The organism is Streptomyces boluensis (assembly GCF_009908195.1).
Taxonomy (GTDB): domain Bacteria; phylum Actinomycetota; class Actinomycetes; order Streptomycetales; family Streptomycetaceae; genus Streptomyces; species Streptomyces boluensis.
Map to the genome: position 1 here is coordinate 1 of NZ_JAAAHS010000243.1, position 11,752 is coordinate 11,752.

The following is an 11,752-nucleotide window of genomic DNA, read 5'->3' on the forward strand; positions in this document are numbered from 1 at the left end:
GTCACATCTGTATAAGAGACAGCACCACGGATGACCGCACCGCCGAGCCCCGCACCGCCGAGGACCGCGGCGGGAATCTCCGGCCCCGGCTGACTTCTTTCGTCGGCCGGGAACCCGAACTCGCCGCCATCCGTTCAGATTTGCAGAGGGCACGACTCGTCACCCTCACCGGGCCCGGCGGCTCGGGGAAGACCCGCCTCGCGGAGGAGACGGCGGCCGGACACCCCGCACCGGCCTGGCTCGCCGAGCTCGCCCCGCTCGACCACCCCGAGGCGGTCCCCGGCGCCGTGGTCAGCGCGCTCGGCCTGCGCGAGACGGTGCTGATGACGAGCGAGCACTCGACGGCGCAGGACGACCCGGCCGCCCTGCTCGTGGAGTACTGCGCACCCCGCAGGCTGCTCCTGATCCTTGACAACTGCGAACATCTCATCGACTCCGCCGCCCGGTTGGCCGAGACCCTGCTCACCCGCTGCCCCGAGCTGAGGATCCTCGCCACCAGCCGGGAACCCCTGGGTGTGCCCGGCGAGGCGGTGCGCCCCGTCGACCCGCTGCCCGAGGCGACCGCGCACCGGCTGTTCGCGGAGCGCGCCGCCGATGTGCGCCCCGGCTTCGACCCCGCCGATGACCCCGGCGCGGTCGCGGAGATCTGCACCCGCCTCGACGGGCTCCCGTTGGCGATCGAGCTGGCCGCCGCCCGGCTCAGGCTGCTCACCCCGCGCCAGATCGCCGACCGGCTCGACGACCGCTTCCGGCTGCTCACCTCCGGGAGTCGTACGGTGCTGCCGCGCCAGCAGACGCTGCGCGCGGTCGTCGACTGGTCCTGGGACCTGCTCGACGAGCGGGAGCGCCAAGTGCTGCGCGATGTCTCGGTCTTCGCGGGCGGCTGGGACCTGCCCGCGGCGGAGTCCGTCTGCGGCCCGGGCGCGGCCGAGCTGCTCGGCGCCCTGGTCGACAAGTCCCTGATCGTCGCCGACCCGGACACGGGCCCACACCCGGCCCCAGCCCCAGCCCCGGACACGGCTCCTGGAGCAGGCGGAGCAGGTGGTGCAGCCGGAGCGGCCGGTTCCGGCGGCATGCGGTACCGGCTGCTCGAAACCATCCACGAGTACGCCGTGGAGCGCTCCGCCGAAGCGCCACGCGCCCTCGACCGCGCCCGCGAACGGCACGCCGCGCACTTCCAGGAGCTGGCCGCCGAGGCCGACCCCCTGCTGCGTACCGCGTCCCAACTCCCCTGGATCCGCCGCCTGGAGCGCGAGCTGGACAACATCCGCGCCGCCCTGCACCGCACCGTAGAGGCGGGCGACGAACTGCGCGCCGCCGGGCTCGTGCTCTCCATGGGCTGGTTCTGGTGGCTGCGCAACTACCGTATGGAAGCCGCCGATTGGGGCGCCCGCGTTCTTGCCCTCGGCACCGACCCCGAGGGGCCCGACGCCGAGAAGGACGCGCGGTACTGGCCACGGATGCGCCTCCGCCTCGGCCGGCTTTTCCTGGTCACCGAGCACGGCCCGGTGGAGCAGCTCAAGACCCCCGAGGTCCGGGCGGAGGTGACCCGGCTGCGGGACACCTTCGCCAGGCCGGTGCCGCAGTCCGCGTCGTTCCCCGGACTTATGTGGCCGTTCACGGAGTTCGTGCTCGACGACCGCGCCGACCGCAACACCACGATGAACCTCGCGGTCGACACCTGCCGCAAGTTCGGCGGCCCGTGGGAGATCGGCGTCGCCCTGATGTTCCGCACCCATGTGGCCGTCGACCTGCACGGCGGCATGGCGGGCGTCGACGACGACCTGGCCGAGCTGCGGACGCTCTCCCGACGCTCGGGCGACCGCTGGATGCGCGCCCAGGTGTGCAGCGCCGCCGGTGAGGCGGCCATGGCCCGCGGCCGACTCGACGCCGCCCGGGACGAGTACGAGGAGGCACTGCACCTCGCCTACGAAGTGGGGGCGCACGCCGAAGCGCCCTTCCTGATCGCCCGGCTCGCCGAACTCGCCTACCACGCGGGCGAGGTGACGGTCGCCGAGCGGGCCCTCGCGGAGGCGGACGCGGAGGCCGACCGGTACGGAGTCATCGACGCCCGCGCCCTCGTCCGCGTCGTGTCGGCGGTCATCGCCCTCGACCGGGGGGACATCGAGCGCGCCCGGCAGCAGTGGCGGACGGCCAAGGGCCAGGGCGACCGGGGGACCCCGCCCCCGCAGTTCGAGGCGGCCGTGGCCAACCTCGACGGCCGCATCACCGCCGCGGAGTCGTCCCCGCTACGCGCGCTGCCCATCCTCGCGGACGGCCTGCGCGATGCGGTACGCACCCGCTGCGCGGAGCCGGTGATCGCGGCACTCACCGAGAGCGTCGCGACGATGCTGGACGCCCTCGACGACCACGCGCGTGCGGCCCGTCTGCTGTCCGCGGCCACACACTGGCGCGCCGAGCAGACCCGTTCCATGGCCGAGCGGGCTGCGACGGAACGCCTGGAGCGACGGCTGCGTACGACCCTCGGTGAGACGGCGTACGAGACGGAGAGCGCGAAGGGCGCGACGCTCACACCGAAGGGCGCGGTGGCTGAAGTGACCGCGGCCCAGGACGAGTTGCGGGACGGGGAACCGCACGAGCCCCGCTGACACCGCGAGCGTCATGCGTGGCCCAAGGCACGCCGGACGTCTACTGGCAGGCGATCCGCGACTCGGCCCAGTCCGCGAGCGCCACCGCGTCGGCGTCCGACTCCGGTTCGACGACCAGCTGGATCGTCTTCAGCCCGGTCAGGTCCACATGCACCGGCACCGCCGGGTCGCCGCCGCGCAGCACCGGCGAGCGCCACAGCTGCTCCCCGTCCGCGTGCACGGAGAACCGCATCGCGCCCAGGCCGAACGACAGGTCGTCCACACCCACCATCGCGTCGTACGTGGTGCAGGTGCGGTTGAGGTCGATGGTGAGGGAGGAGCGAGGGTGCACGGTCACGCCGTGGCCGTAGTCCTGGCCGCCGATCTTCAGCCCGCGCCGCTGCCAGAACCAGCTGGACTCACCGAACCGCACCTCGGGCTTGGTGCCGTCGCCGAGGACGCTGTACTCCAGCTCGTTGACCGGGTACACCTCGGGCGGCGGAGGCGGTGCCGGCTTGGTCGGAGTGGGCGTCGGCGTCGGGGTCGGCGTGGGAGTCGGCGTAGGCGTGGGGGTCGGAGTGGGCGTCGGCGTGGGGGTCGGCTCCGGCGACGGCTCGGGGGCCGGCGGCTCGGGTTCGGGGGACTCCGGCTTCGGCTCGGGCGCGGGCTTCTGCGGCTCGACCGACCGCGTGGGCGCGGGCTTCGGCTCCGGCTTCGCCGTCGGCTGCGGGGCACCCGCGAGCGCGAGCGCCACGGCGACCCCGGCCGCCACGACCACACCCGCCGCGATCCCGGCCTTCGCCGGGGCACCGAGGCCCTCGGCCGCCGCGCCACCGGAAGCACCAGCGGCACTGCCGGAGACACCGCCCGCCGCCGCTGCGGCTCCGGCTCCGGCGGCGCCTGCGGCGCCGCCGCCGAGGAGGAGTCCGGCTTTGATGGAGTATCCGGCGGCGCCGAACCAGCCGATGACGGCGACCGGTACGAGTGCGGGGATGCCGCCTGCGAGTTCCTTGATCTGTCCGGCGGCGAGCCGGCACTTGGAGCAGTCTTCGAGGTGTTTGCGCAGGCCTCGTTCGGCGCGGGTGCGCAGGCGGCCACGTGCGTACGCGCCGAGCCGGTCGGCGTAGCGGGCGCATTCGTCGTCGGCGGCGAGGGCGACGCTGACATGGGCTTGGAGGTAGGCCTGTTTGAGGCCTTCGCGGGCCCGACTGGCCAGCTGCGCGGTGGCGTTGGGGGAGGCGTGTCCGAAGAGTGGGGCGACTTCGCTGAGTGGGTCGTCCTCGACTTCGGTGTGCCAGAGGACGGCCTGCCACTCTTCGGAGAGGCTGCGGAAGGCCTGCATGACCATGGAGCGTTCGGCTTCGTGCATGGCGACGACGTCGGCGGCGAGTTCGAGGGTGTCGTCGTCGGCGGCTTCGGTGGTGCGGGAGGCCTGGGTGGCGAACAGGGCGAAGTCGTCGACGAGTTGTTCGCGTTTGCCAGCCTTCTGCCAGTTTGCCGCGACGCGTCGCACGGAGGTGAGGAGGTAGGCGCGTACGGCGTGTTCGGGGCCTGAGCCGCCGCGTACGGCTTGCAGCATGCGGGCGAAGACTTCGGAGGTGAGGTCGTCGGCGGTGTGTCCGTCGCGGCAGCAGGTGCGCGCGTAGCGGCGGACGGCCTCGGAGTGGCGGCGGTACAACGCTTCGTACGCGGAGTCGTCTCCTGTACGCATCCGCCCGATCAACTCCGGGTCGGACAGCGGCACTTCACCGGAAGCGAGCAGATCACCCGCGAGGGAACCATCCGCCAGGGAGCCATCCGTGAGGGAACCGTCCGAGACCGTGCCGGAGGCACCCGCAGTCGAGCCCTCAGCCGAAGTGGCGCCCACAGACGGACCGTTCAGGCTCGCGCGCTGTGCCGGTACGTTGCCGACGCCCTCCGGGCCCGCGGCGGGCGAAGGGTTCGGGGCTCCGGACGGACCGCCCTGGCTCGGCACCTGCCGAGAGGGCAGCCCACTGGAGTCGACGCCGCCACCGGCGAGCGGCTCGTCCTGTCCGTCAACGCTCATAGCGCGTAGCCCCCGCACAAACACTCCGAACCGAACACCGGGAAAGAGTGTCACATGCGAGAACGCCGCCGAACCCCGAATCCCGTCAACCACTCATCCGGGGCGAGTTCCGGAAACCCGGCACTATCGCTCACTCATTCGGGGCACACTGAACAGGTATGCCAAGAAGGCGGGTTGACCGGTCGTCCTCGACTTCAGGCCCGACCATTCCGGCAATTACGACCCTCGTCGCGATTGCCGCCATTGCTGTCATCGCCGCCTATTCCGCAAGGCATACCTAAAGCCCCGAACGCGCTCACGCGGGCCGCGACCGCAACCCGTCAAGCAGGATGTCGAGCAGCCGGGACGAAGCCGCCGCCTGCTGCGCCGGATCCGGCAGCGAAGGCGCCGCCGTCGCTATCACGAGCAGCACGTCCGACACGGTCACATCGGCGCGCAGCGCACCGGCCGCGCGGGCCCGGTCCACAAGCCTGCCGACCACGTCGAGCAGCGCCGCGGCCCCCGAGTCCGGGTCCACGCCCGCCTCGTCCAGCGCCTCCCGCTCCGGAGCCTGTCGCTGCTCCACGAGCCGCAGATCGGGCTGCGCGCCGTGCCGCTGCTGCGGTACCCGCGCCGAGTCCTGGCCGTGCCCGTCCGACGGCTCGTCGGCCACGCCGACCCGCAGCACCTGCGGCGGCAGCAGCCGGCCCGCACCCGACGCCACGGACGTGCGCAGGAAACGGGAGAGCGCCGACCACGGCTCGTCCTCCTGGCCGAGCGCGGACTGCGCCTGCTCGGTCAGCCGGGCGGTCTCCTCCTCGGCGATCCGACGCACCAGTACGTCCTTGCTCGGGAAGCGCCGGTACACCGTGCCGACGCCGACGCGGGCCCGCCGCGCGACGTCCTCCATCGGCGCCCCGTACCCCAGCTCGCCGAACACCTCGCGCGCGGCGCGCAGTACGTGCTCGAGATTGCGTTGGGCGTCCACGCGCAGCGGAGCGCTGCGCTCGCTGTCTCCCGACCCGCGCCGATGATGGCCGTCGTCCGCTGCGACGGCTGACGCGGAACCCCAATGAGAATCCTGAATGTGCATAAGCGTTCCCCCGGTAATGACGTCTCCCCCCGGAGACTTCCCCGCCTTGACTGCCGGTCTGTGAGGGGGCCTGGGCGACCTGGTGGCGCACCACATCCCCCGCACCCCGACGTCACACGAACATAGTTGAGCCGGAGTCAATTCAGAAGAGGCCAGTTCCGCACGGAGCGCCCCCCGATCGGAGTACGCACCGGTTCCACCCTGATTGCACCCCTGGACGATCTTCCGAAGTCGCCACCTGACCTGCGCATTTCTCCAAAGGTCCGGAACACGCCGGGTCCTTGGGCGCGACCGACTTCCAGTCACACAAATTGCCGGGCCTGTGGACAAACGCGCGGGCTCAGTGCGTCATGGACAGGTGAAGGCTGCAAACTCCCGGGGGAGTGCCCCCGGATCCTCCCGGGCCCGCATTCTCGTCGTCGGCGGCGGTTACGTCGGCCTGTACACCGCGCTGCGGCTGCAGCGGAAGCTCAAACCCGAGCTGCGGCAGGGCGCCGTGGAGATCGTCGTGATCACGCCCGATCCGTATATGACGTACCAGCCCTTCCTGCCCGAGGCCGCGGCCGGATCGATCTCCCCGCGCCACGTCGTCGTGCCGCTGCGGCGGGTCCTCGACCAGTGCAAGATCGTCATCGGCGAGGCCCAGTCCATCGACCACTCCAAGCGGACCGCGACCGTCACCACCCTCGCCACCGACGAGGAGGGCACCGGCGCCATCGAGGTCACCTACGACGAACTCGTCCTCGCCCCCGGCTCGATCTCGCGCACCCTGCCGGTCCCCGGCCTCGCCGACCACGGCATCGGGTTCAAGACCGTCGAAGAGGCCATCGGCCTGCGCAACCACGTCATCGAGCAGATGGACATCGCCTCCTCCACGCGCGACCCCGCCATCCGCGACGCGGCCCTCACCTTCGTCTTCGTGGGCGGCGGCTACGCGGGCGTGGAGGCGCTCGCCGAGCTCGAGGACATGGCCCGCTACGCCTCGCGGTACTACCACAACGTCACGCCCGAGGACATGAAGTGGATCCTCGTCGAGGCGTCCGACCGGATCCTTCCGGAGGTCGGTGAGGAGATGGGCCGGTACACGGTCCGTGAACTGCGCGGCCGCAACATCGACGTACGCATGGAGACCCGCCTCGACTCCTGCCAGGACCGGGTGGCCGTGCTCGACGACGGCTCCCGCTTCCCCACGCGCACGCTCGTGTGGACCGCGGGAGTCAAACCGCACCCGGTGCTCGCCGCCACGGACCTGCCGCGCAACGAACGCGGCCGCATCAAGTGCACCGCCAAGCTCGCCGTGGACGGCGCCACGCACGCGTGGGCGGCGGGTGACGCCGCCGCGGTGCCCGACATCACCGCCGAAGCGGGCAAGGAGTGCGCCCCCAACGCCCAGCACGCGGTACGCCAGGCGAAGGCCCTCGCGGACAACATCGCCGCCTCACTGCGCGGCAGCCCCCTCGAGGACTACGCGCACCAGTACGTCGGCTCCGTCGCCTCCCTCGGCCTGCACAAGGGCGTCGCGCACGTCTACGGGCGGAAGTTGAAGGGCTACCCTGCCTGGTTCATGCACCGCGTGTACCACCTCAGCAGGGTGCCCACCTTCAACCGGAAGGCCCGCGTCCTGGCCGAATGGACCCTCGCCGGACTCTTCAAACGCGAGATCGTCTCCCTGGGCTCCCTCGAGCACCCGCGTGCGGAGTTCGAACTCGCGGCCGGGGGCAGGCCCCCGAAGGAGTCCTCCTGAACGGAGCCAGGAACTCCGCGTACAGCACCGGCGTCTGACGGATGTCAGTCCGGTCGGACAGACTGGACACGACCAAGGGCGACCCGCCCCTCGACTCATGTACGAGGCATCCCCCAGTGCCGTGTCTCGACCAGAAGCGATCACACGAGGCCTAACGCAGTGAACTTCACGCGCTGGAGCGCCCGACTTCCCGGAACGCAGCGCCGCGCCGCAGCACGATCCGACCGCGGATCCGTGCCCGCCGCCCGCGCCGAGCACCTGGTGGACGAAGCGGAGGGAGCCGCTTCCACGCCCGCGGTGGAGGACATTCCCGTACGAGGACTCCTCGACCGCGTCCCCGCCCTCGTAGCCCTGGTGCACGGCCCCGACCACCGGGTGGCGTACGTCAACGACGCGTACGCGACGGCGTTCGGCCCGCGCCCGACAGGCGTCCCCGCGCACGAGGCGCTGCCCGAGCTGGCGGAGCTGGGGCTGCTGCCGCTCCTCGACCAGGTCCTGCGCAGCGCCAAGCCGCGCACGGTGAAGTCCCGCAAGGGCCCGGCGGGGCGGTCGTACACGTTCACGTGCACGCCCCTCGACACGCCCGACGGAGGCGGCGTCCTCGTCTTCGCCGCCGACGTCACGGACCACGCGGAGGCCGCCGAGCGGCTGCGCGCCAGCGAGCGCCGCCACCGCGAGGCCGCCGTCACCCTCCAAAGGTCGCTCCTGCCACAGGAGTTGGAGGCTCCGGACGACCTCCGCATCGCCGCCACGTACCAGCCGGGCGGCACGGACGCCGCGGTCGGCGGTGACTGGTACGACGTGATCACCCTCGGCGGCGGCCGCACCGCCCTCGTCATCGGCGACGTCATGGGGCGCGGGGTGCGCGCGGCCGCGGTCATGGGCCAGCTCCGCACGGCGGTACGCGCGTACGCGCGCCTGGACCTGCCCCCGCACGAAGTGCTCCAGCTCCTCGACGGCCTGGCCGCCGAGATCGACGCGAGCCAGATCGCCACCTGTGTGTACGCCATCCACGACCCCAACGACGGCCGGCTCACGTACGCGTCGGCGGGCCACCTGCCGATCCTCGTACGCGACGAGCACGGCGAGCTGCACCGCGCGGACGAGCCCACCGGACCGCCCCTGGGCACCGGCGGCTGGATGCACACCTCGGGCTCACTGCCCTTCCCGCCCGGCGCGACGGCCGTGCTCTACACCGACGGACTGGTGGAGCGGCGCGACGAGGACATCGACCAGGGCGTCGCACTCCTGGAGCAGGCGCTGGTGGGCGCGACCGGCACCCCGCAGGTGGTCTGCGACCGCCTGATCCGCACCTTGGGCGTCACCGCGGACCACGACGACGACGTGGCGGTCCTGGTCCTGCAGCACCCCAAGCGCACCGGCACCGACGCGGAGCGCTTCCGCGGCGCGGAACTCGACCTGCTCGGCGGAGTGGAAGCGGCACCACGCGCGCGTGCCTTCGCCTCCGGAGTCCTGGCCAGCTGGCGCTTCCCCACGGAGCTGTACGACCTGGGCGTCCTGGCCGCCAGCGAACTCGTGGCGAACTCCCTGCAGCACGGCACCCCGCCGATGCGCCTCAGGCTGCGTCGTACGGACCGCCGGCTGATCGTGGAGGTCACCGACGGCGACGACCACCTGCCGCGCCGCCGCCGGGCCGAACCGGCCGACGAAGCGGGCCGCGGCATCGCGATCGTCGCGACGATCGCGTCCTCCTGGGGCTCACGGCGCACCCCGGGCGGCGGCAAGGCGGTCTGGTGCGAGTTCGCGCTCCCGCGCGACTGACACGTCAACTGACACGTCAACGCAGAACCGGGCGGTACGCGCGTACCACCCGGTTCTGCGTGGATCGTCCGCCTCAGGCGTTGCTGGGCACCGACACCTCGGCCGGCGCGCCCTCGCGTACGACGAGGCTCTTCTTCGCCGCCCACGGGTGGTTCTGCGCGGGCGTGAGCCGGCGCCCGAGGCCCACGGCGAGCACGGTGATGCCGAGCGAGAAGAGCACGAACACCACGATGTACGGCCCGTGCAGCGACGCCCCCATGGGCCCGCCCACCGCAGGACCGACCGCAAGCGCCAACTGCTTCACCAGGGCGAAGGCCGAGTTGTACTGCCCGACCATCCCGTCCGGCGCCAGATCCGCCACGAGCGGCGCGACGGTCGGCGACAGCATCGCCTCACCGAGCCCGAACAGCGCGTACGTGGAGATGAACGCGGCGGTCGCCATGGCCTGGCTGCCGTTCCCGAGGCCCGCGTACCCGGCGGCGACCCAGGCCACCGCCCAGATGAGGCCGACGGACGCGATCACCCGCGAGCGCTTGCGCCGCTCCACGAACTTCAGGACCACGAACTGCGCCACCACGATGGCGCCGGTGTTGGCGGCCAGCGCGATGCCGAGCGTGGAAGGGGAGATCCCGGCGGCCTCGACGCCGTACGCGGAGAGACCGGACTCGAACTGGCCGTAGCAGGCGAAGAACAGCACGAAGCCGAGCACGCACAGCTGCACCATGGCGCGGTTGCCGAACAGCTGCCGCCAGCCGCCCTTGGCCTGCGGCGTGGCATCGCCGATACGGGGCTGCCTGGGCAGCTTCACCGTCGCCATCACGGCGACGAGCACCAGGAACATGGTGGCCTCGATGCCGAACAGCAGCGTGAAGTCGCCCGGCCGCTCCCTCTTCACGATCTGCCCGCCGATCAGGCCACCGACGCCGAGCCCGAGGTTCTGCAGAAAGAACTGCATGGCGAAGGCGCGCGTACGCGTCTCGGGCGTCGAGCACTCCACGATCATCGTCGCGAGCGCCGGCTGCATCACGGCCTGACCGGCGCCGAGCGCGGCCGCGGAGACGAGGACCAGCTGCGGGTTGTTGGCCAGGCCGAGGCTCATCGCACCGACGGCGGCGGTCACCAGGGCGGCGAGCAGCACGGGCAGCGGACCGCGCCGGTCGACGGCATGGCCGGTGAACGGCAGCACGATGAGCGCGGCCACGGCGAAGACGGCGAGCACGAGGCCCGCCGTCGTAGGACCGAGTCCCCGCACCTGCGCCACGTAGACATAGAGGAAGGGAACGGTAAAGCCGAGACCGAACGCACTCAGCGCGTTGCCCACGTGGATCCGGCGCATCGCAGCGCCCATCGCCCTGGTCACTTTCACCTACCTTAGGAGTGAAGACTTAGAAGCTAAAGTTCAGAGCTAAAGAGTACGACCCGAAGGCCTTTAGCGCAAAGTCGGCTCATGCGATACTTCCCGGCATGGTTGACACCGCCGATGCCTCAGCACCGACCGAGCCGACCCTCGACGAACAGATCGCCGCGTACCAGCGCGAGTTCAGCGACCTCGACCCCCAGGTCGAACAGGTCGTCTCGGCGCTCGGCCGCCTCAACCGCCGGATGAACGTCGCCTACGGCCGCCAGACCGCGACGCTCGGCATCAGCAACGCCGAGTGGGAGGTCCTCAAGGCCCTCGTTCTCTCCGGCTCCCCGTACCGACTGGGTCCGGGCGACCTCGCCAAGCGGCTCGGGCTCACTCCGGCCGCCATGACCCACCGGATCGACCGCATGGTCACCGAGGGCCTGGTCACCCGCGACCGCGACGAGTCGAACCGGGTACGCGTGATCATCGAGCTCACGGACCTCGGCCGGGAGAAGTGGCTGGAGGCCATGCGCCTCGCCACGGTCTTCGAGGAGGACCTGCTCCAGGACCTCTCCGGTCAGGAGCGCGGTGTCCTCGGGGAGCTGCTCATCAGGCTGCTGCGCAGGGTGGAGGACGCCCAGCCGGACGCCGGCGGGCGGCTCAGCGATCTGGAGTGAAGCCAGGGTTGACACTGCCTGGCCAGATCCGTAATGTTCTCCGGGTTGCCACGGAGCCGTAACGGTTCTGCGGCAGCAACTCTCGCCGCGAGAGCGGCACACCAAACTCTGCACGATCTCCCACCGGGATCAATTTCGGCATGCCCGAATTTGAATTCGGGGCCCGATTTTGAACGGCCGGGGAAATCCACTAGAGTTTGAGCGTCGGAACGGCCCAACAGCCGCAAAGACAAACCCACTTGACTGGGAATCAGGCCCGAAAGGATCTGATAGAGTCAACACCGCCGGAAGGGCCGAAAGGGCCGGAAAGCGAATCCCACCGACAGGGAATCGGACACGAAAGAGTCTGATAGAGTCGGAAACGCAAGACCGAAGGGAAGCGCCCGGAGGAAAGCCCGAGAGGGTGAGTACAAAGGAAGCGTCCGTTCCTTGAGAACTCAACAGTGTGCCAAAAGTCAACGCCAGATATGTTGATACCCCGTCTCCGGCCATCACGG

General features: G+C 71.2%; 7 protein-coding genes. 4 read left to right on the top strand and 3 right to left on the bottom strand.

Annotated features, from left to right (window positions below; genetic code table 11):
• Positions 1-2,609: ATP-binding protein (locus GUY60_RS25480; RefSeq protein ID WP_246235633.1), on the top strand; the 2,609-nt coding region annotated here is incomplete at its 5' end.
• A gap of 40 nt (positions 2,610-2,649) precedes the next feature.
• Here GUY60_RS25480 and GUY60_RS25485 read toward each other — a convergent pair.
• Together GUY60_RS25485 and GUY60_RS25490 are read right to left on the bottom strand one after the other, a co-directional pair.
• Entirely contained in the window at positions 2,650-4,635 is a 1,986-nt protein-coding gene (locus tag GUY60_RS25485; RefSeq protein ID WP_161701792.1) for a sigma-70 family RNA polymerase sigma factor, read from the bottom strand.
• A gap of 295 nt (positions 4,636-4,930) precedes the next feature.
• Positions 4,931-5,707 carry a TetR/AcrR family transcriptional regulator gene (locus GUY60_RS25490; RefSeq protein ID WP_161701794.1) on the bottom strand — a complete coding sequence of 259 codons (777 nt, stop codon included), beginning with the start codon at positions 5,705-5,707 and terminating at the stop codon, positions 4,931-4,933.
• Positions 5,708-6,065: 358 nt separating this feature from the next.
• On the opposite strand from GUY60_RS25490, the gene GUY60_RS25495 reads away from it, so the two are divergent.
• Both GUY60_RS25495 and GUY60_RS25500 read left to right on the top strand, forming a co-directional pair.
• On the top strand, positions 6,066-7,451 hold the full coding sequence (locus GUY60_RS25495; protein WP_161701797.1) for an NAD(P)/FAD-dependent oxidoreductase: 1,386 nt from the start codon (positions 6,066-6,068) through the stop codon (positions 7,449-7,451).
• 159 nt (positions 7,452-7,610) lie between these two features.
• Positions 7,611-9,233, top strand: a complete 1,623-nt coding sequence (locus tag GUY60_RS25500; protein WP_161701799.1) for an ATP-binding SpoIIE family protein phosphatase — start codon at positions 7,611-7,613, stop codon at positions 9,231-9,233.
• Between the two features lie 73 nt (positions 9,234-9,306).
• Here the strand turns inward: GUY60_RS25500 and GUY60_RS25505 are convergent, their stop codons facing one another.
• Positions 9,307-10,581, bottom strand: a complete 1,275-nt coding sequence (locus GUY60_RS25505) for an MDR family MFS transporter (protein ID WP_161701806.1) — start codon at positions 10,579-10,581, stop codon at positions 9,307-9,309.
• Between the two features lie 116 nt (positions 10,582-10,697).
• Here GUY60_RS25505 and GUY60_RS25510 point away from each other — a divergent pair, with 116 nt between their 5' ends.
• Complete coding sequence (locus tag GUY60_RS25510) at positions 10,698-11,255, top strand: MarR family winged helix-turn-helix transcriptional regulator (protein WP_161701802.1); 558 nt, start codon at positions 10,698-10,700, stop codon at positions 11,253-11,255.
• The last annotated feature ends 497 nt before the right edge of the window (positions 11,256-11,752 follow it).

Excerpts from the sequence above, each read along its gene's own strand:
- GUY60_RS25485 (WP_161701792.1), bottom strand. The coding sequence starts at position 4,635 with ATGAGCGTTGACGGACAGGACGAGCCGCTCGCCGGTGGCGGCGTCGAC.
- GUY60_RS25490 (WP_161701794.1), bottom strand. The coding sequence starts at position 5,707 with ATGCACATTCAGGATTCTCATTGGGGTTCCGCGTCAGCCGTCGCAGCG.
- GUY60_RS25505 (WP_161701806.1), bottom strand. The coding sequence starts at position 10,581 with ATGGGCGCTGCGATGCGCCGGATCCACGTGGGCAACGCGCTGAGTGCG.
- GUY60_RS25510 (WP_161701802.1), top strand. The coding sequence starts at position 10,698 with ATGGTTGACACCGCCGATGCCTCAGCACCGACCGAGCCGACCCTCGAC.